Source organism: Leptolyngbya sp. CCY15150 (assembly GCF_016888135.1).
Classification (GTDB): domain Bacteria; phylum Cyanobacteriota; class Cyanobacteriia; order RECH01; family RECH01; genus RECH01.
The window spans coordinates 19,125-40,419 of record NZ_JACSWB010000164.1 but is presented as its reverse complement, the minus strand read 5'-3'; the positions used below and the strand labels follow the sequence as shown (position 1 = coordinate 40,419).

Annotated in this window: 15 protein-coding genes; 5 read left to right on the top strand and 10 right to left on the bottom strand. The window is 54.9% G+C overall.

Translation table 11 applies throughout. The features are described 5' to 3' along the window. Nucleotides 1-165 precede the first annotated feature (165 nt). Nucleotides 166-1,764, bottom strand: coding sequence for a 2,3-bisphosphoglycerate-independent phosphoglycerate mutase (gene gpmI, locus JUJ53_RS09080; protein WP_204151684.1), 1,599 nt, complete (start codon nucleotides 1,762-1,764; stop codon nucleotides 166-168). Between the two features lie 322 nt (nucleotides 1,765-2,086). Beyond that, nucleotides 2,087-3,793, bottom strand: coding sequence for an ABC-F family ATP-binding cassette domain-containing protein (locus JUJ53_RS09075; RefSeq protein WP_204151683.1), 1,707 nt, complete (start codon nucleotides 3,791-3,793; stop codon nucleotides 2,087-2,089). Between the two features lie 721 nt (nucleotides 3,794-4,514). On the opposite strand from JUJ53_RS09075, the gene JUJ53_RS09070 reads away from it, so the two are divergent. Together JUJ53_RS09070 and JUJ53_RS09065 are read left to right on the top strand one after the other, a co-directional pair. Next, the gene (locus JUJ53_RS09070) at nucleotides 4,515-7,160 is read left to right on the top strand and encodes an EAL domain-containing protein (protein ID WP_204151682.1); all 2,646 of its coding nucleotides are present in this window, start codon (nucleotides 4,515-4,517) and stop codon (nucleotides 7,158-7,160) included. 211 nt (nucleotides 7,161-7,371) lie between these two features. Further along, nucleotides 7,372-8,268 (top strand): 3'(2'),5'-bisphosphate nucleotidase CysQ, encoded by an 897-nt coding sequence (locus JUJ53_RS09065; RefSeq protein ID WP_343327922.1) that lies wholly within the window; start codon nucleotides 7,372-7,374, stop codon nucleotides 8,266-8,268. Between the two features lie 189 nt (nucleotides 8,269-8,457). On the opposite strand, the gene JUJ53_RS09060 is transcribed toward JUJ53_RS09065, so the two are convergent. Beyond that, nucleotides 8,458-9,480 carry a bifunctional riboflavin kinase/FAD synthetase gene (locus JUJ53_RS09060; RefSeq protein ID WP_204151680.1) on the bottom strand — a complete coding sequence of 341 codons (1,023 nt, stop codon included), beginning with the start codon at nucleotides 9,478-9,480 and terminating at the stop codon, nucleotides 8,458-8,460. Nucleotides 9,481-9,715: 235 nt separating this feature from the next. On the opposite strand from JUJ53_RS09060, the gene JUJ53_RS09055 reads away from it, so the two are divergent. After that, nucleotides 9,716-11,509 (top strand): SLC13 family permease, encoded by a 1,794-nt coding sequence (locus JUJ53_RS09055; protein WP_204151679.1) that lies wholly within the window; start codon nucleotides 9,716-9,718, stop codon nucleotides 11,507-11,509. A 174-nt stretch (nucleotides 11,510-11,683) separates the two neighbouring features. Then, the gene (glcD, locus tag JUJ53_RS09050; protein WP_204151789.1) at nucleotides 11,684-13,162 is read left to right on the top strand and encodes a glycolate oxidase subunit GlcD; all 1,479 of its coding nucleotides are present in this window, start codon (nucleotides 11,684-11,686) and stop codon (nucleotides 13,160-13,162) included. 157 nt (nucleotides 13,163-13,319) lie between these two features. On the opposite strand, the gene JUJ53_RS09045 is transcribed toward glcD, so the two are convergent. The 7 genes from JUJ53_RS09045 to JUJ53_RS09015 all read right to left on the bottom strand — a co-directional run bounded on the left by JUJ53_RS09045 (nucleotide 13,320) and on the right by JUJ53_RS09015 (nucleotide 20,505). Then, nucleotides 13,320-13,661 carry a DUF1815 family protein gene (locus JUJ53_RS09045; protein ID WP_204151678.1) on the bottom strand — a complete coding sequence of 114 codons (342 nt, stop codon included), beginning with the start codon at nucleotides 13,659-13,661 and terminating at the stop codon, nucleotides 13,320-13,322. A gap of 521 nt (nucleotides 13,662-14,182) precedes the next feature. Next, complete coding sequence (locus JUJ53_RS09040) at nucleotides 14,183-15,343, bottom strand: AI-2E family transporter (RefSeq protein WP_204151677.1); 1,161 nt, start codon at nucleotides 15,341-15,343, stop codon at nucleotides 14,183-14,185. A 398-nt stretch (nucleotides 15,344-15,741) separates the two neighbouring features. Beyond that, a complete protein-coding gene (locus JUJ53_RS09035) occupies nucleotides 15,742-17,085 on the bottom strand; it encodes a metallopeptidase TldD-related protein (RefSeq protein ID WP_204151676.1) in 1,344 nt (447 codons plus the stop codon). Next, entirely contained in the window at nucleotides 17,082-18,524 is a 1,443-nt protein-coding gene (locus JUJ53_RS09030; protein ID WP_204151675.1) for a TldD/PmbA family protein, read from the bottom strand. The genes JUJ53_RS09035 and JUJ53_RS09030 overlap by 4 nt, the downstream gene beginning before the upstream one ends. 174 nt (nucleotides 18,525-18,698) lie before the next feature. Continuing rightward, nucleotides 18,699-19,787 (bottom strand): ArsA family ATPase, encoded by a 1,089-nt coding sequence (locus JUJ53_RS09025; RefSeq protein WP_204151674.1) that lies wholly within the window; start codon nucleotides 19,785-19,787, stop codon nucleotides 18,699-18,701. Nucleotides 19,788-19,986: 199 nt separating this feature from the next. Continuing rightward, complete coding sequence (locus JUJ53_RS09020; protein WP_204151673.1) at nucleotides 19,987-20,190, bottom strand: DUF2862 domain-containing protein; 204 nt, start codon at nucleotides 20,188-20,190, stop codon at nucleotides 19,987-19,989. A 66-nt stretch (nucleotides 20,191-20,256) separates the two neighbouring features. Continuing rightward, nucleotides 20,257-20,505 (bottom strand): hypothetical protein, encoded by a 249-nt coding sequence (locus JUJ53_RS09015; protein WP_204151803.1) that lies wholly within the window; start codon nucleotides 20,503-20,505, stop codon nucleotides 20,257-20,259. Between JUJ53_RS09015 and hisF the strand changes: the two genes are divergently transcribed. Continuing rightward, a complete protein-coding gene (hisF, locus tag JUJ53_RS09010) occupies nucleotides 20,432-21,199 on the top strand; it encodes an imidazole glycerol phosphate synthase subunit HisF (protein WP_204151788.1) in 768 nt (255 codons plus the stop codon). The two genes, JUJ53_RS09015 and hisF, sit on opposite strands and share 74 nt — an antisense overlap. Nucleotides 21,200-21,295: the final 96 nt, after the last annotated feature.

The following is a 21,295-nucleotide window of genomic DNA, read 5'->3' as shown; positions in this document are numbered from 1 at the left end:
GCGATCCCCCAACTTAAAGAGGGCCTGATCCCGCACATATTCTAACTATTCTACCGATGTTTACCGGACTATAGACGTGGATGGCAGGGGCGATCGCCTCCGCTACCCATCGGCAATCATCGTTGAACCGATGTTGGATCGATTCTCAACCAGACTCAACCGATCTTAAATCGACAGACGCACCGGCGTTCGGTTCGGGCGCACATCCATAGCAGCAGAATCAATCATTGACTTGCCCGTCATTTCCTCCGGCTGAGGCAGCCCCAGCAATTGCAGGATGGTTGGGGCAACATCTGCCAAGCGTCCGTCCGAGCGCAGCACCACATCAGCGCCGTGCCCCGGCACCTTGCGCCGCTCACCTTCCACCAAAATAAACGGCACCGGATTGGTCGTGTGGGCGGTCCAGGGATTTTTATGCTCATCCCACATGTACTCAGCATTGCCGTGGTCAGCAATGATGATGGTGGTACCGCCCACCTTGCCCACACGATCGAGCAACTCCCCGAGGCAGTGATCGACCGTCTCAATGGCCTGCACCGCAGCGTCGATATTGCCCGTGTGGCCTACCATGTCAGGATTGGCATAGTTAATGACGACCAAGGAATAGATTTGTTTCGCCAGCGCCGCCGCCACCACATCCGTGACAGCCTGGGCCGACATAGCCGGAGCGCGATCGTAGGTCGCCACCATGGGGCTCTGCACCAACTCCCGATCTTCTCCCTCCAGCGGATCTTCAATACCGCCGTTGAAGAAATAGGTGACGTGGGCATACTTCTCTGTTTCGGCAGTACGAAACTGGCGCAGCCCGTGATTGGCTACCACTTCACCCAAGATGTTGTTGAGGTTTTGGGGCTCGAAGGCCACCTGCACATCAAAGTGGGCGTCATATTGCGTGAAGGTGCCAAAGGCCAAGGGCGTAATCAGCGTCCGTTCAAAACCTTGGAAGGCTGGATCCACAAAGACCTGGGTGAGCTGCCTAGCCCGGTCAGGACGGAAGTTAAAGAAAATTACGCCATCACCGGGCTCAATGGATCCAGGAGCAATGCGCACCGGATCGATAAATTCATCGGTGATCCCATTGTCGTAGGAGGCTTGCAGCACCTCCGTGGCAGATTGCTCTACCGAGGGGCTGTCGTGGGTCATGACATCATAGGCGCGCTTCACCCGATCCCAGCGGCGATCGCGATCCATGGCATAGTAACGACCGCTAATGGTGACAATGCGTCCAAGCCCGATAGCTTGAACCCTTTGTTGCATACGTTGGATCATCGCCAACCCATCGGTAGGCATCGTGTCACGTCCATCCATAATGGCGTGGATGCAAACATCGGTCAGGTTTTGATCCTTAGCCAGTTCTAGCAACCCATAGAGGTGTTCGGTGTGGGAATGCACACCGCCCTCCGAGCACAAGCCCATCACATGCAGCTTGCCTCCCGACTGCTGCACCTGTTGGCATACACGAACTAAGGCGGCGTTACTGAGAAAGGTGCCATCTTCAATGGAGTCTGTAATTCTCACCAGCTCTTGAGGAACCACCCGACCTGCACCGATATTCAGGTGACCGACTTCAGAGTTCCCCATTTGCCCCCCCGGCAGTCCAACGTCTTTGCCTGAGGTGCGAATTAGGGTGCTGGGATATGTTGCCCAGAGTGCATCCATGACAGGGGTACGGGCAGCGGCGATCGCATTGCCATCGGCCTCTTCACGATACCCCCAACCATCTAAGATGACTAGAACCACTGGAGAGATCGGCTCTTGTACCATGTGGATCGTCCCTATCTACTAGTGCTAAATGTTTTAAGTCTTGCTGTGCGATCGTGAAATTGCGCAGCAACCGTACCATCGAGAATGTATCCCTAATTGGGGATGTGACGCAAGACGTTTCAGGGTGGATCTAGCGCGGATCGAGCCATGATGCTCTAAGCATATAGCGAAACGTATCCTTTGAAACAGTCTAAAATCAAGCCTCTATCAGCTCATTGCGCCCAGCTCCCCGTAGGTCAACCATGGCTTGCCTGCCCCAGAAGGAGAGCAATTCTGGGTAAATATACTAGAGTTGCAGGCATGATCCGGTGGGGATCGCAACTTAGGAGCGTTTTGACTGCTGTTTTTGCTTTTGCTTGTCGCGCTTCGCTTCTGCCTTGGCTACCTTCTCGGCGGCGATCGCTTCCAGTCTAGCTTTCTCTTTTTCCTCGGCTAGGCGATCTAGATAGTAGTGGTAGTCACCCCGATACAGCCGCAGTTCGCCGTCGCGGATTTCCACAATTTTGGTGGCCACCTTGGAGATGAAATACCGGTCATGGGAGACCAACACCAGCGTGCCATCGTACTGACACAGGGCCTCTTCCAGCATCTCCTTGGCGGGAATATCCAAGTGGTTGGTGGGCTCATCGAGAATCAATAAATTAGCCGAGCGCAGCAGCATTTTTGCCAGAGCCAGTCGAGCCTTTTCGCCACCGCTCAAGGATTCAACCGACTTAAAGACCGTGTCTTTGCTGAACAAAAACGTCCCCAACAGCGTCCGCACTTCTTCATTCGTCCAGTCCGGCACTTCATCGTGGATGGTGTCGAGCACGGTTTTAGATAGATCTAACGCTTCCGCTTGGTTTTGCTCAAAATAGCTGGGGATCACCTGGTGTTCGCCGATGGCAACCGTTCCCTCATCCGGCTTAATCATGCCCATGATCAAACGCAGCAGGGTGGACTTACCGCAGCCGTTGGGCCCTAGAAAAGCAATGCGATCGCCCCTCTCAATCAACAAATTGGCCCCGAGGAACAAAATGTCTTCATTGTGGGCATAGACCAAATCTTCGATACGCACCACTTCCCGACCACTGCGCGGCGCGGGGGGAAACTGAAACCGCAGCGATCGCAAATGTCCTGTCGGAGCCTCAATGCGCTCCACCTTGTCTAGTTGCTTTTCCCGGCTCTTGGCCTGGGTGCTGCGGGTAGCGCTAGCCCGAAAGCGATCGACAAAGGCCTGCTGCTTCTCCAGTTCCTTTTGCTGCCGTTCGTAGGCGCTGAGCTGAGCTAGTTGAGCTTCTTCTTTCTGAGCCAAATAGGCGCTGTAGTTGCCTAGATAGGTGGTAGACACACCCCGCTCAGTCTCCACAATTTGGGTGCAGAGGCGATCGAGAAACTCCCGGTCATGGGACACGATCACGATCGGCGTATTCAGGGCCTTCAGGTAAATTTCCAGCCACTCAATGGTTTCCAAATCCAAATGGTTGGTCGGTTCATCCAGCAGCAACAGATCTGGACTTTGCAGCAGAATTTTTCCCAAACTCATGCGCATCTGCCAGCCACCGCTGAAAGCACTGACGAGGCGATCGCCATCTTCAGCACCAAACCCCATCTCCGGCAAAATCTTTTCAATGCGGGCTTCTAGACCGTAACCATCCAGGGACTCAAAGCGACGCTGCAGCCGATCCATCTCATGAATCAAATCATCCAGTTGCTGGGGATCCGCCGACTGCATCTGATGCTGCACATCGGTCAGCTTGAGCTGCACCCGATTGGCCTCATCAAACACCGTCCAAAACTCTTCCCGCACCGTACGGCTGGGATCAACCTCAAATTCTTGGGTGAGGTGAGCAATATGCAGATTATTGGGACGAATCACCTCCCCAGCCGTAGGCGTTTCCTCTCCCGAAATAATCCGCAACTGGGTGGACTTGCCAGCTCCATTGACCCCTACCAAGCCAATGCGATCGCCCGTTTTCACCTCCCAGTTCACATCTTTGAGAACTTCACCAGTTGGATAAATTTTGCAGATATGTTCTAGACGCAGCATAGTGTTTCTCTGGTTTTCCGGAGGATGGGTATAGCGAGCGGGCAGATCGGCAGACGCAATGACCGGGATATGGCAAGCAAGGGTCAGCCTCGCTAAAGTGTGACGATCCGTTTACAATCCATTCTATGCTATGGCGATCGCTCTATGGATGAGACTGCCATGCTCTGGATCACCCCTGAGGGCAAAATATCCGTGTTTCCAACTAGATTTCTAGCTAGAGGGTTCGCAAATCAACAGGTTTTTCCCTCTGTCCAACAACGCAGTAGACCATTCTCAGCCTTCTATGAGACGCTAGACCTAAGGAACCTGGAATAATACAAATCAGACTTAGTACGTTAAGGGATCGTGGACTAGCGTTTTAATTGAGATATCCATTTGAGATACCCATTAATCCTGCCTCGGGCAAGCACCTCCGGTAGGCACCACAATCTGAAGGTTGAAAGCTGGTTGACTGACTCATCTTTTGACGTAGGCTGGGTTTCCCGTTGCTCAATCCAATGCTTAGATTCCCTTGGCTGACGCTAAACCAACCGACAAAAGAATCAGGGTCGCAGGAGTTTTGCCCGTCAATCAGGGTTGCAGGACTTAGGGTCATCTGTCATCTACTGTCATCCCCTACTGTCATCCCCTAGTAACATTGCGATGTCGTGGCGGGCTGTGAACAACAGCCAAGGCCGAGACTGATTAGAATCCATATGTTTCGCGATCAGAGGAGAGCATGGTGTCTACCAGCGATGTCAGCGACTATGACCAAGTCATGCGAACTCAGGCAGAGTCGGAGTTACGCCGGCAGGTGTCCAATTTACTGGCCCTGATTGAAAACACGCAGGATGCCGTGTGGTCGATTGACCCGCACTATAGTATTACCACCCTCAACTTAGTCTTTCAGCAGCAGTTTGTGGCGGCCTATGGTCGTGATATTCAGGTTGGCATGAACCATCTGGACTGTCTACCGCCGTCAGAGCGCGATCGCTGGCAGACTTACTATGATCAGGCCCTCAAGGGCGATCGCTTTACGGCCGAGTTCCACAGCGACGTGACCGGAATTCCTGCCCACAGTGAAGTTGCATTCAACCCAATTCTAACCCCCAGTTGTCGGGTGGAGGGGGTGGCGGTCTTTAGCCGTAACATTAGCGATCGCAAACGCGCTGACCAAGCGCTGCTGGATGCTAAAGATCAACTCCAGGCCGTTTTAGATGCCGTCCCAGGCTGTGTGTCATGGTTTAGCTCCGACCTCACCTACCTGGGCATCAATCGCTACCTAGCCGCCACCTTTCAGCTCAATGCCGACTCGTTTATTGGCGAGAAGCTGGGGTTTATGGCCTCCAGCCCTGGCTTTGCCGAGTTTGTGAAACGCTTCTTTCAAAGTTCTTTGCAAGAGAGCAATGTAGAAATTGTCGCCACGGTCAATCATCAACCCCGCCACTATTTGATCGTGGCCCAGAAGTATCAGCAGGGGGAAGCGGCTGTCTTTGTGGGGTTAGATATTACCGAGCGTAAGCGGGTGGAAGAGGCGCTGCTGGAAAGCCAGGAACGCTATGCCCTAGCCGTGCGCGGAGCGAATGACGGTCTGTGGGACTGGAACCTAAAAACCTCTAGCATTTATTTTTCACCACGCTGGAAAACCATGCTGGGCTATCAAGAACCCGATATCGGCAATAGGCCCGACGAATGGTTCAGCCGCGTGCATCCCGAGGAAGTGGATTGGCTGAAGGCCCAGCTTGCTGCCCATTTAGAAGGGCGATCGCCCAGCTTTGAAGTCGAACACCGGATGCGCCACCGCGATGGCTCCTATCGCTGGATGCTCAGTCGGGGGCTGGCCGTGCGGGATGGGCAACAGGTGGCCTATCGCATGGCCGGATCGCAAACCGACATCACCGAACGCAAACGGGCGGAGGAGCAGCTTTTGCACGATGCCCTCCACGATAGTCTGACGGGGTTGTTTAACCGCGCCCTGTTTATGGATCGGCTTAGCCATGCCATTGAGCAGACCAAGCGGCAGGGACATTACCTCTTTGCCGTGCTGTTCCTAGATTTAGACAGCTTTAAGGTGGTCAACGATAGCCTCGGGCACATCATTGGGGATGAGTTGCTGGTGGCGATCGCCCGTCGCTTAGAAAGTTGTCTCCGCCCTGGCGATACCCTGGCCCGCCTCGGGGGCGATGAATTCACTATCCTGCTGGAAAACATTCAAGATCTCAGTGCCGCTACTCGGGTCGCCGATACCATCCACCAACAGCTTCAACAGCCCTTCACCCTGGGCGGACAGGATGTCTTTACCACCGTCAGTATTGGCATTGCCCTCAGTGATACGGGGTGCGATCGCCCCGATGAACTCCTCCGCAACGCCGATACGGCCATGTATCGCGCCAAGTCGTTGGGACGGGCTCGTCACGAAATTTTCAACGTAGAAATGTACGATCGCGTCGTTGCCCGCCTCAAACTAGAAACCGATCTGCGGCTGACCATCGCAGCCGGACAAACTACCCCCACCCTGTTGAGCTATCCCAGCAAAACCCCAGACGACGGCCAAGATTTCCAGATGCGCTACCAGCCGATCGTCTCGCTATCCACAGGGTACATCATGGGCTTTGAGGCCCTAGTGCGCTGGCAGCATCCTAAGCGAGGTCTGGTTTCACCAGCAGAATTCATTCCGGTGGCGGAGGAAACGGGGCTGATTACCCAAATTGGTCACTGGACGCTGCGGGAAGCCTGCCGACAGTTGAAAATCTGGCAAGATCAGTTCCCCCAGGTGCATCCTCTGGCCATGAGCGTCAATCTATCCAGTCGGCAGTTTTCCTCCAATGACCTGCTGGGGCAAGTCAAGCAAGCGATCGCTGACTTCCAACTGACACCCCACACCCTCAAGCTAGAGATTACCGAAAGCGCTGTCATGGAAGATGCCCAAGTGGCCACCGCCATTTTGCGGCAGCTCAAGGATCTGCATACCCAACTGTTGATTGACGACTTCGGCACCGGCTACTCGTCCCTCAGCTACCTGCATCAATTTCCCATCGACACCGTCAAAATCGACCAGTCCTTTGTGCGCTGCATTGGCACTGAGAATGATGGAGAAGCGATCGTCCGCGCCATTGTCGGTCTAGCCCATAATCTAGGCATGACGGTGATTGCAGAGGGTATTGAAGACGCGCGGCAAATGGACTGCCTATGTCACTTCCAGGCAGAGTATGGCCAGGGCTACTTCTTTGCCAAACCGCTCACCGCCGAGGACGCCACCGCCATTTTGGCCGCCAATCCCTGCTGGAAACCACGCCATTTTGTCCCCGCCCCTATACCTACCCCAGACACAAGCCAGCCATCCCACCCCATGATTTCGTACCCCATTGCCGACACCGATGCTAGCTAGGGGCTGCTCCCATGCCTGTAACCGGTTAGCCTTGCCGAATATTTGCTTCCAACCGAGGGCGATCGCCTCCGTAGATTCGAGATTTCACAGGCCAACCAGCAAACGTCACCCGACGACAAACCGGTCTGTTATGATGCGATGGGCTCAAAAGGGAATCTCTACAGTCGATCACCTCATCCACCCGTCTTTATCATTAGCGAGGATCTTACGCGTGAACTTGCCGACCACCATTGCCGGACTCTCCACGGAGCATATTCTAGAGGTTACCCGCTCCATCGGCTGGGGCGCAGCGGAGATTTTACAGACCTACTATCGCGGAGAAACACCAGTCGGCGCACAGGCAGGGCTAAATGTGCAGGAAGGCAAGGATGGCCCCGTGACCTCCGCCGATCTGGCCGCCAATCACTACATCCTCGATCGCTTAACCACCGCCTTTGGGCAAGACACCTTTGGCTACTTGAGTGAAGAAACCTACAAAGCGCAGAAATGCCAAGCACCCTTCCCCGAAGACTGGCTATGGATTATTGATCCCCTAGATGGCACCCGCGATTTTATCGATCGCACTGGCGAATATGCGCTCCATATCGCGTTGACCTACCAAGGTCGTCCCATGCTGACGGTGGTCGTCTGTCCTGAACTGGGCAAGCTGTACTACGCCACCAAGGGCGGCGGAGCCTTTGTGGAAACAACCGAGGGCACCACCACACCCCTGCAGGTATCCCGACGCGATCGCCCCGAGGACTTAGTCGTAGTCATGAGCCGCACCCACCGCGATGACCGCTTTAACCAACTGCTGAAGCAGCTTCCTTGCCAACATCAAATTGCCGTGGGCAGCGTAGGTGGCAAGATTGCAGCGGTGGTGGAGCAACGGGCCGATGTCTATATTTCGCTCTCGGGCAAATCGGCTCCCAAGGATTGGGATATGGCGGCACCGGAGCTGATTTTGACGGAAGCTGGCGGGCAGTTCACCTACGCCGATGAAACGCCCTTGCAGTACAACCGGGGAGACGTGAGCCAGTGGGGATGTCTGATTGCCAGCAATGGTCAGCATCATACCGACCTTTGCACCACCGCCCGCACTCTTTTAGCCGCCATTGATGCCCGATAGCTAGGCTCTGGTTTAAAACCTGCTAAACCCCTTGATCTTTCGTACAAGAGAATCAGGGTTTGGATGAGTTTTAAACTACGCCCTAGTACTCTAAGGCGGACGTAACCCGCCTAGTTGCTCAGGCGGAAAACCTTATGTGTCCTGGAAGTCCTTTTCATTTTTCTGTCTTCGTTCTTCTATCTTGCAGTACTAGCCTGAAGCAATAAGGAGATGGATCGCCCTCTGGCAGTCGGCTTGGATCTGATCCTTCAGAGCATCCAGGGAGTCGAATTTCTGTTCGGGGCGCAGAAAGTGGCTAAGAAAAACAGACAGTCGGCGATGGTACAGATCGCCTGACCAATTCAGCAGATGCACCTCTAGGGTTTGCTGCAGGCCATTCACCGTAGGGCGATGTCCCAGGTTCATCACGCCGGGGTGCAGGGTGCCGTCGAGATCAACCCACACCGCATAGACGCCCTGGCGGGGCAGTAATTTTTGGGGTGGCGTCTCTAGATTTGCCGTCGGAAAGCCGAGGGTACGCCCCAACTGCTGCCCCTGCACCACCGTGCCGGTGAGGGCATAGGGTCGCCCCAGCAGATGGTTCGCCCTGGCCACCGTGCCCTGACTGAGAGCGTTGCGAATTGCAGAACTGCTGATGCGATCGCCCCCATCAGCATAGAGCGGCACCACCGTCACCTGAACGCCAAAAGTCGCCGCGATCGCCCTCAAATCTGCCGTTGTTCCCGAGCGATCGCGGCCAAAGCAAAAGTCTTCACCGACGCTAATATGACGAGCATCAAGACCATCGACCAATATACGCTGCACAAACTCCTGAGGGGTCAACTGCGCTAAGCCTTGGTCAAAGGGCAGCAAAACCAATTGTTCAATTCCCAGCTTGGCCAACTCCCGCACCTTCTCATCTAGGGGCGTTAGCAACGGACGACGTTCTCCGGCAAAAAATTCCCGAGGATGGGGGAAAAAAGTCACCACGGTTCGCAACGGGCGATCGCCTTGGGGATTAGGATCAGGAGAGCGATCGGATCCCTGACAGTTCTCAAGTTGAGAAGGTTGCTGGCCCGACGTAGCTACCGAACCTGAATCTAGCTGATTAACGGGAGATCCCTGCAAAATTGGCGCAAGAACCCTTTGATGTCCACGATGGACACCATCAAAATTTCCAAGAGCGGCAACCGTTGGGGTGCGCGCTGTAGTGAGTGACGAAGTGATCCACACGCTTTACATTCTGACACATAGCGTGAAACCCTTGGTGCAAACCTGATAACCGCCCGATACCTAAAAGCTAGATTCCCAAGCCAGTCTACCTCTTTCCTCGGAACCACGAAGCGCTATACTAGCGAAACTTTCCATGGCACTCTATTTCATTACCTGTCGTCATGGAAACCCAACCCCCAACTCTCATCCGCAATCCTGACGCAGTTGGTTTACTTGAATGCTGATTTCGATCGTCATGAGTCCCATTTTTCAGACCATCTTGGTCATTGTGCTAGCGCTGATCAGCTTCGTGGCCGAATGGGTACCCGTTGACCTGACGGCCTTGATGGTCGCAGTACTGCTAATGCTCCTAGGTCTGGTGACCCCAGAAGAGGGCGTCTCAGGATTTGGCAACTCAGCCACCATCACCGTCATGGCCATGTTTATCCTCAGTGCTGGCATTGCTCGCACAGGGGTGATCCAAGTCGTGCGGAGTTGGCTGATTGACTGGGGCGGTCAACGCATTTCCCAACAAATCTTCGTCATGGGCATGATTGTGGGGCCGATTACAGCCTTCATCAATAACACCGCCGTCGTCGCCGTGTTCCTGCCGATTGTGGAAGACTGGTGCAAGGTTCAAGGGCGATCGCCCTCCAAGCTGCTGATTCCCCTTTCCTACGCCACGGTTATGGGAGGCATGCTCACTCTCATTGGCACCTCCACCAACGTCCTGGCCAGCGGTATATCGGCTCAACTGGGCTACGGCGAGTTTTCTCTCTTTCAGTTCAGCATCCTGGGGATCATTGTCTTCAGCATTGGTATGGCATACCTATCCCTTGTAGCTCCAAACCTCCTGCCTGCCCGCAAGCCACCCCGTGGTGAATTCCTCGGACGCGATTATGAGCTCAATGATTACGTCAGTGAAGTGGTCGTCTCTGCCCGATCTAGCTTGATTGGCCAAACCCTTCGTGCTAGCCAACTGCAGCGCAAAGTTGATATTGATGTTCTAGAAATCATTCGCGAAAATACCCACTTTCCCCAACCCCTTGCAGACAAAGTGCTCGCTGCAGGGGATATTTTAATCGTGCGGGGCAGTCGAGAAGATTTACTAGGTATCCGGGAAGAGCGGGGGCTCGATATCTTGCCCGAAGTGCAGTTTGGCGGCGAGAGCTTAGCCTCTGAAATTAGCTCTGGGGAAGAACAGGTTGCGGAAGTCTTGATCCTCTCCAATTCTCGACTTAGCGGCGCAACCCTCAAGGAAATCCGGTTTCGCCAACGCTACAACACCACCGTACTCGCCATTCGTCGTGGAGAAGACGTGTTGCGCAAGCGGCTAGGACGAGTGCCCCTGCGCTTCGGCGATGTGCTGTTGGTGCAAGGGCCACGGGATAGTATCCTCGGTCTACAGACCACGCGGGAGCTGCTGGTGCTAGAGCAGCGAGATATTGAAAACCTGCGAGCCGACAAAGCCTGGATATCAGTGGCCATTGTTTTGTCGGTCATCGTGCTGTCGGCTTTCAATATTGCACCGATTATGGTCACCGCCTTAGCCGGCGTGATTGCCATGGTGCTCACAGGCTGCCTCAAGCCTGGCGAACTTTATGGTGCCGTCCGTTGGGACATTATCTTTCTGTTGGCGGGCTTGATCCCCTTGGGCATCGCCATGCAAAAGTCAGGCACCACAGAATGGATCGCCCAAGGACTCCTGGCCCTCGGAGGCAATTTACCTGGATACTGGATTCTTTTCCTTTTCTATGTGGCCACATCACTGCTAACGGAAATCCTGTCTAATAATGCCTCCGTGGTGCTCATGCTGCCGATCGCCGTTGAGGTAGCTCGCGCCCTGAGCCTCAATCCCTTCGCCTTCATGTTTGCCGTCACCTTTGCCGCGTCCAATAGCTACATGACCCCCATCGGCTATCAAACTAACACCATGGTCTATGGGCCAGGGGGCTATCGCTTCTTAGACTTTACCCGCGTAGGAGCACCCCTGAGTCTCATTTTCTCCATTGTGACGCCGCTGCTGATTGTGCTGATCTATGGACTCTAGGGGAAAATCTCTGGGGGATCAATGCCTCTGATCCCTAGCCGTTCTAGGCTGCTCACGGTAGCATTTGAGTACAGCCATCTTTCTACCGCTAGCCTGCCCCCAGACGACGACCGGTAGCACGGCTCCCCTGCGATTCCCATACTGTGTTAGGACGCGATCCCCATGACCATCCGGATGCCCAAGCCCCCCAGTTCCACCAGCATCAACTGGTCAGCGATCGCTCAGGATTTTACCGCCGTGGTGGGCAAAAGTCGGGTGATCCTGCGCCAGGAAGAACTCTTGGTGTATGAATGCGATGGGCTCACCAGCTATCGTCAGCGTCCTGCGGTCGTCGTCCTGCCTCGCACCACGGAGGAAGTGGCCGCCTTGGTCAAGCTTTGCGATCGCCATTCGGTGCCCTTCATTGCCCGAGGATCGGGTACGGGGCTATCGGGGGGTGCTCTGCCGGTGGAAAACAGCGTGCTGATTGTCACCACCTTAATGAAACGCATCCTCAAGGTGGACTACGAGAATCAATGCGTCACCGTCCAGCCAGGGGTAATCAACACCTGGGTCACCCAGAGCGTGAGCGGAGCCGGTTTCTACTATGCCCCCGATCCCTCTAGCCAAAGCGTCTGCTCCATCGGCGGGAACGTGGCTGAAAATTCTGGCGGGGTGCATTGCCTCAAGTATGGCGTCACCACCAATCACGTCCTAGGACTCAGGCTGGTGCTGCCCGATGGATCGGTGAAAGACCTAGGGGGCGCTGTACCGGAGATGCCTGGCTATGACCTCACCGGCGTTGTCGTCGGCTCGGAAGGCACCCTGGGGATCGCCACAGAAATCACCCTCAAAATTCTCAAGGTGCCCGAATCCATCCAAGTCCTCCTAGCGGACTTCATGAGTGTGGAAGCGGCTGGCGCTGCCGTGTCGGACATCATCAGCGCCGGGATCATTCCAGCCGGCATGGAAATGATGGACAACTTTAGCATCAATGCCGTGGAAGACGTGGTGGCCACCGCCTGCTATCCCCGAGATGCGATCGCCATTTTGCTGATTGAACTGGACGGACTGGCCGTAGACGTCTCCGCCAACAGCGATCGGGTTGCCGAGATTTGTCGGCGCAACGGAGCCCGCAACGTAGTCACCGCCACCGAGGCACAAGAACGGCTGCGGCTTTGGAAGGGGCGGAAGGCGGCCTTTGCGGCCATGGGCAAACTCAGCCCAGACTACTACGTCCAAGACGGCGTCATTCCTAGAACCAAGCTACCGGAAGTGCTTCAGGCGATTGAAGCCCTTGGCGAGAAACATGGCTATCGCGTAGCCAACGTGTTTCATGCCGGAGACGGCAACTTGCATCCCCTGATTTTGTACAACAACTCCATACCGGGGCAGCTAGAAGCGGTAGAAGCCCTGGGAGGCGATATTTTGAAGCTTTGTGTCCAAGTGGGGGGAAGTATTTCCGGCGAACATGGCATTGGCTCAGACAAACGCTGCTATATGCCGGAGATGTTTTCTGACTCGGATCTTGAAACCATGCAATACGTGCGGCAGGCGCTGAATCCAAGGGGGTTAGCGAATCCTGAGAAGCTTTTTCCAACACCCCGAACCTGCGGTGAAGCAGCTCGAAACGCTGTACCTGAATCGTGGCCAGACAATGTAGAGCGTTTTTAGGGAGCGATCGCTGCTCACCAGACATCTTTTCACCAGACATCTCTCACCTTAGCTGCAACGTTAGGTGATTTAAGGATTACGTTAGGCGAAAGCTACCGACTCACTGCCAGTCCCCATCATAGATGCCATCACACATCGGTCATGGGGTCAGGCTAGCCTATGACGCATTCGTGATAGCAAACTGCTCAGACGGTTGAATGTGATATTTAATCAAATTCGCTAAGTCCTGCAATTGACTAATGGCCTCAGCTCCCTCTAGCTTCATCAGTTCGCGATCATCGCGCATTTCCGTCCAAGTGATGCCGTAGTCGGACACCAAAAACCGAATCAAGTGATTATCACCTAAGCTCACCATAAATGATGCGCTATTCATCTGCCCGCCACAGGTGTAGCAAGACGCTAAGTAGCCGCGACGCTCCAGCACAATCGCCATGGCCTGGAGATTCATCACGAGATCTTTTACAAATTGTCGATGTTGCTCTGCAAGACGTGTAAACATGAGTTGCCTCCAGTCACCTCACACAATTTAAACACTTTAATCTTTTTTTAAGAATTCCACACCCCACTGATTAGGATTTTCGAACCTAGCGTAGCTTTGACTACAGAAAAACTAATCAACAGTCGTTTCTAGTTTGCTGTTTAGTAACAGCAGCATGACCTACGCTAGCGAAGTTGTCCAACGGGTACCGTATCAAGCAAGACAAGTTGGATCGATGGGCAAGCTTGTCGAAGCATTCAACGGCGCAGCTAGGGAAGCTGACGACTCGTTACCTATGGGATTCAGTCAACCTGACGGAACTTCCGTGAAGTTTGCGCGAATCGTAACCAATTGGAGTTAGAAACTCATAAATTTGATGCGATTGGAAACGATTCAGCCGGTCTAACGCGTAACCAGACTGTTCACATCCATATAGCGTAGCGCGTGGAAGAGAAACGTGGTTTTTTCTAAGCGAATATGTATGGTTTTGTGATGTTTCTGAGGTGCCCTCCCTGGATTTACGGAGGTCTGGTGGTCCCTAGCTAAGACGGTGAAACGGGGGCAGAAGCTTCAGCCTGGTTCTGAAGCTTCAGTTGGCGTTCGGCACGTAGTTTGGGCTGAAGGTATAGATTTTCTAGCAAAACGGTACCGCCAGCAATCCAAGGCGGCACAATTAAGGCTCCAATAATGCCCAGAACCTGCGCGCCCCCTAGCACGGCCAGAAGTTGGTAGAGAGGATGCACCCCTACGGAGGAGCCCACGAGGAGCGGATCCAGGACGTAGGTTTCAATATTTTGGATGATCACAAACAGCAGCAAGACCCAAAGGAACGTCCACCACCCCTGGGAAACGGCAACGAGTAGGGCGGGAATTGAGCCCAAAATCGGGCCCAAGAAGGGAATCAGGTTGGTAACACCTGCGATCGCTCCCAGACCCAAGGCATACTCCGATAGCCCCAGAAAACCAAGACTGGTGGTAATTGCCACGCCCAAAATAGCCGACACCAGCACTCGCCCCCGAATATAGCTGCCCATGCGCTGGGTCATGGGGGCAAACTGCGCAGCAAGGCGTTCATCCCAAGGCTGGGGCAACAGCCGCGCTAGGTTCCCCAACAGCGTGCGGCTATCGGACAAAATGTAGCCCGAGAGGAAGATCGCCAGGATCAGGCTAAAAATGCCCCCCACAAACCCGGTGGTAAGGCTAAATGAACGCAGAAGAATTTTTTGGGTGGAGGTAATGGCCCAGCGGGTCACCCCTTGCACATCAAAGAACTGATCAAAAAGCTGACTGACCAAATCTGGACGGGTTTCGTTTTGCTGCATCGCCCAGGTTTCAGCGATCGCCAACACGTCTTTGAGGTAAACCGGCAGTTTGCGAATCAGCCGTTCAATTTGCTCGAAGGCCGTGGGGCCAATAATCAAGCTGACGCCAATGATCCCCGAGATCAAGGTGAGGTAGACCAAGATCACCGTCACCCAACGCGGGATGCGCCACTGTTCTGCCCAATCCACAATCGGAGCGAAGGTGGCAGCTAAGACCACGGAGATCATCAGCAGTAGCAGCAAACTGCGCAGTTGCCACAGGAGCACCACCAGCACAATGCTCCCCAACACCACCAAAATATTTGAGAGAGACAACGTAAACCGTTGTTCAGGTACACCGTTCAATGGATCGGGCTCCTTATGCACAAACAAACTAGCCATAAACGCGGGAGACGGGATCACGCCGCCAGGACTAGCACAGAAACTTACGCCTAGGTTCGCCACCTAGACAACGCTAGATTAACTATCCCTGAGCGATCGCCTGGGTTGAGCCCGAATCGGCAACGCAGGGTGCCGCCGCGGCAGCGACCATGCTTTTGATCGACCTGCGGCTGCACCGAAGATGGACGGCCGTTGTAGGGTAGACAGTGCCCACCTGTAGGCTGAGCCCTAGTTTCGATACCATTTTTTGTCCCCAAGCATGACGAGTCGGCTGGATACCCCTTGGATCACCCCCTTGGATTAAGGGAAAGCTAAGGGATCAGATGTCCCCATCACCGTACTCAGCCCTAGATGGCATCTTGCCGCCGCTATCTTGATCCCGTTCAAATCCTGTCCCGTTAAAGAGTATAGACAAAATCATCGACGATCGCGCCAGGAACCCACATACCGCCTAGATCGCGATGTTCATAGCTACCCACTTCTGGCACAAAGTCCTGGGTTTGCGTCAACGCCACCAGGTTACTGCCAAAGCAGCGGTAGAAACTTTCGTCAAACCGTAGGTTTTCAATGGGGGCAATGATCTGACCAGCTTCGACCCAAAAACAAGCATAGCGAGTCATGCCGGTAATTCGTCCCGTGGGGCGATCGCTCCAGTTGAGATAGTGCAAATTGGAGACATACAGCCCGGTATCCAACGTGGACAGGACATGATCGGGGGATAGAGTACCTGGCTGGAGATCAGGCGATCGCAGCGTTTCCCCCTCATTGGCTCCGTTAGCAACCTTGCCATACTCCTTGGCCGTGCGAGCATTGACCAGGGTATTCACCAACTCTCCTTGCACAATCAGCGGCACGTGGGCAGGCGTCATGTCGCCCAGTTGGTTAAAGCGGGGTACCAAACCATGGCTAAAGTCTTCCGACAGGGTGAACAGGGGCGATAGGCGCTCCCCGGTTTGCAGCAATCGGAAGGCACTATCCCCCCGCTGCAGCGCGGCTTCACTGATCCCTCCCCAGGAAAACATGCTCAACAGTTCAGCGATCGCCGCCGGAGCAAAATAGGTGCGATAGCTGCCCGCTGGCACCGCCTTACTCGGCTGAGCTAAGCGGGTGAGCTGCTGCTTGGCTTGGTCGAGCCGGGCAGTATAGCGATTGGGCTGCCAATGACTACCGGCATAGGTACCCTTCACCGCCTGCCCCTCAGCGGTAAATAGAGAATAGTCGAGGGTGAAGGAATCGGTGGCAAACCAGTGATATTGCCCCACCGAATCGGCGTAGCCGCGCACCATGCGTCCACCCGCATATAGGCCCGCAAAATCTAGTCCCGCCACCTCCGCCAACACCAAATCCGGCACATCCCTGGGAGCCGGGATATTGCCCTGATAGAGTTCGCCGCTGGTGGCCGTGCCGCTGGGCAAGACCAAGTAGGGATCCACCGGCAGTTGGGGCAGGTCGCGCCGCAGGGTGTCGAGGGCAGCTTGGGCATGGTGCCAATCTTGATCCCAGATGCCCGTCAGCGGTAGGTCGTAGTAGCCGGTACGCTGATCGGCCATCAACGTCAGCCGCACCTGACAGTCGCTGACGGTACCAATTTGGCGAACCTTCGCGCGATTGAAGCGGACAAACTGGCTTTGTTCGCCCGTGAGTTCAAGACTCATGTGCTCATGGGCATGGAGGCGATCGCCCAGGGCCGTCACCAAGTGCCGGAAGGCAAGTTCAAGCTGGTCGGCTTTGGTGGACATCATGCTGCCCCTCCTCCAAAAACATCTACGTGCTCAAAGGCGCAGACCGGCGATCCATGGCCCACCCAAATCAACTGATTGGGCTCACCCTTGCCACAGAGAGGCGTGCCATAGTGTTGCCAGGTGGAGCGATCGCCCACAAGACGGAGACTATGCCAAAACTCGGGCGTTGTGGCGCGGTAGTTGGGATTACGCAGCGTGCGGGTGATCTGTCCCTGTTCGATCCGCTTGGCATATTCACAGCCAAACTGAAACTTATAGCGCTGATCGTCAATCGACCAAGAGCGATTGGTTTCCATATAAATACCATCGTCAATCTGGGCAATCAGCTCCGGCAAGGGCGTTGAACCCGGCTCTAGGTTGAGGTTGGCCATGCGATCAATGGGCGGACGGTTCCAAGAGGTGGCCCGAGCGCAGGCCACGCCTCCCACCCGCAGCCGCTCTTGGCTTTCCAAACTGCCCAAACCGCGCTCTAAGGTGCCAGCTCGGATCAGGTATTGCCGCTGGGCCGGGGCTCCGATGTCATCAAACTGGTAGCTGGCTAGCTCGCCATCAATGGTGGGATCAAACACCACATTCATCAACGGCGAACCATAGGACAACCGTCCGAAATCTTGGGGTTTCACAAAGCTACCGCCCGCATAGTTGCGCTCATCCCCCAAGATGCGATCCAGCTCTAGGGGATGCCCCACACTTTCATGCAACTGCAGCATCATTTGATCAGGAGCCAGAACGAGGGTCGTTTTGGCCGTCGGGCATTCCTCCGCCGTCAGCAGTTCCACCGCCTGCTCCCCAATGTTCTGCGATCGCGCCCAGAGATCATCCGTCAAAAAACATTCCCAGCCCCCTTGGTAGGAATGGGCTAGGTATCCGTGGTCACTGCGCTGCTGAATGATCGCGCCATCCTCCGCCGTGGCTGACAGATGCCCTTCCACTACCGACAGAGTTTGATGCACATCCGAACCGCTGCTGCTCACCAGCCAGATATCGATCTCCCGGGTGACGGCGGTGGCGATCGCCTGCACAACCTGAGACGACACCGTCAAATGGCGACATAGCCGCAGCAGAATATCATTCACATCCCCCGCCGTCAGCACATCCAGCGGTTTTGCACAGGGCGAGCGATAGTGCCCCACCACGGGCGGGCGCACCGACGTGGTACAGGCATGTAGCCCCCACTGCCGAGCGGCGATCGCCTGGAGCTGTGCTTGATCCGCAGCTCGCTGGACATCGTCACGATCAAAGGAGTTGGTGGCTCCATAGCCCAACTGTCCATCCACCACCACCTCCACCATGATGCCCATATTTAAACGGGTGCCGTTGTGGGTAGGATGCTGACGGCGCACCGATCGCCGCGTTGACACCTCTCGCATGGCCCGCAGGCCGATCCAGTCTGCATCGACGTGCAGAGACTGCAAGAGTTGAGTTAGGTCAGGAATCATAGGGTTCAAGGCAGAGACTAAGTTGAAGACCACCAAACGGATCGACAGAATCGCCGCTGTAACCAGCGATCGCCATCGATGTTCTTCAGTGTATTCAAGGTATACAGCGGGATGGTCGCCTGATGAGTAAGTAGATGCCTAACGTCCCGAGATCATGACCCTCGCTGGTCGCGCTTAGCCAAAGGAGATGATCAGGTATCCGTCCTGGAATTTTGCCCCCGTCACCGATCGCCCCTGCAGGGCCGGCGGCAGGAAGATGTTGCGTCGCTGATCCCCGGCTTCGATGGTCACCTCAGGGCCATACTGGGTTAGCTTAACCTGGGTTTTATTGAACCCTGGCAAAAACAAACTCACCTTGCGATCGCTTTCATGCACGGTAATGGGGCGGGGCGCTTGGGTGGCTTGGCGAAAATCGGGCAGAGCCGGGGCGATCGCCTCCCAACTAGCCTGGTGAGGAATGGACGATACGGACAGGGGCGCAAACTCCGCCGATACATCACCCTCAGCTTGGTTGAGCAACACACCGCCAACGGTGAGCCCCACCTGCTGCGCACTGCCCCACAGGTATCGAGCCGTGGCGATCGCCTCCGGGCGATCCGTCGTCACGAGGTAGGCCGCCACCCGACTGGAATCCGCCACCGCCATTTTGCCGTTATCCAGAAGATTATTCACTTGCCCCGCGGGCTGCGACGAGAAAATATCTCCCGACCAGTCTACATTCAAAATCGCTCCGGCAATGGGCTGCACAAACGGCGAAAGGGTTTTACCTAAATCCGACTCACTCAAAACGGTGCGGAAACGGCGTATATACCAGCTCAAAATTTCCGGCATTCCCAGCATCCGCAGGGTAGCCATATCCCCCGTCCCGTCGTAGACCAAGACATCATAGGAACCACTAGCATCGTACTCCCGCAAAGCATTCAGAGCTAGGGCTGTATCCATGCCCGGCAGCACGCCCAGCTCTTGTCCATAGACGGCCTTGAAAAACGGGGTGCGCAGGTAAGTAGCCTCTTGGCGCTTCAGTTCATCCCAGCTTTGCTCCAGCAACTGAGCCGTATGAAGCTGCACCACAGACAAGTTGGGGGCGATCGCTGCCGGACTTGTCCCGACGTCATGCCCCAGTAGCGTTGAAAACCCTGGACTTGGATCTTGACCCAAGAGTAGCGTACGCTGCCCTTGAGCAGCAAAACGATGGGCAGCAGCGATCGCCATGGTGCTGCGACCTGTGCCCCCTTTTCCTAAAAACGTCAAAATAAATGACATGGTTGACCTTCTACGCAATCGACATCTGGAACAAAGCCATGGGAGTGTTCCTTTGTTAGGCTAGCCAAACGTCTGCCCTGAAGGATACCCCCAGGGCAGGATGATAGCCGTACCAATCGGGACGGTAGCCTAGTTGATTGGATGGGTCACGGGAGGGCAACATGCGAGGAAACCCGCCACTGATCGCCGCCACTCAAGCTCATGCCATCTCCAGCTCGTCCTCAAAAAACCAGGTGGAAAACTGATCATCTTCAAACTTGACGACCAGTCCCACACCACTGCCGTCTACCATTTTGAAGCCTTCGATCACACCCGTCTTACCCAAGCGCTTCACCACATCATCCGACGTCCGATCGCGCAGCCGGCAGAGCCGAACCTTTTGTCCTACTTCTAAGATCGCCATTCAAACAAGTCCCAACAACTAATAAACCATCCATAGCAAACCATCTCACAGTCTATCAGCCTGAAGTTACTCATTTGAATGCCTGGTTGCCCCAATCTGGTAACTTTTCTCTCCCCGATCAACAGCAATTTCGTGGGTGACCCTCACGCCATCGCCCCATGGCACCGGAAAAAGATGGGATTCCTCAACAGCGATCGCCACCGAGTCGTTTACCATAAGGGCTGGCGTATAGGTGATGGCTATGCTGGCAAAGCGGATTTTACCCTGCTTAGACGTAAAAGCAGGACGGGTCGTGAAGGGAGTCAATTTCGTCAACTTGAAGGATGCTGGGGATCCAGTGGAGCTGGCCCAGATCTACAACCAAGCTGGGGCCGACGAACTGGTCTTTTTAGACATCACCGCCACCCATGAAGATCGAGACATTATTTTTGACGTGGTCTATCGCACAGCGGAGCAAGTCTTCATTCCGCTGACGGTGGGCGGCGGCATCCAATCCTTAGAGTCGATTAAAAAATTGTTAAGGGCGGGAGCCGACAAAATCAGCATTAACTCTTCTGCCGTGCGCAATCCAGACTTTGTAAACCGGGCTAGCGATCGCTTCGGCAATCAATGCATCGTAGTGGCCATTGATGCCCGGCGACGTCCCGATCCCACCAACCCTGGCTGGGATGTCTACATCAGGGGCGGTCGCGAAAATACCGGACTAGACGCGATCGCTTGGGCCCGAGATGTGGCTGAACGCGGCGCTGGCGAACTCTTAATTACCAGCATGGACGCCGACGGCACCCAGGCTGGCTATGACCTAGAGCTCACTCGCACCATTGCCAACGCCGTGCAAATTCCGGTGATTGCCTCCGGCGGGGCCGGCACCTGCGCCCATATTGGAGAAGCCTTGACCGACGGAGGAGCCGAGGCAGCTCTTTTAGCATCTTTACTGCACTATGGTCAACTCACCATTTCTGAGATTAAAGAGTATTTAGCCTCCCAACAGATCCCGGTGCGGCACTAACCGACCCCATCCACCTGCGCTATCTCTCGGCGATCGCTCTCACCCTCAATAACACGGAATACCTTACCAGTTATGAGCTTGATAGATTTAGGGAGC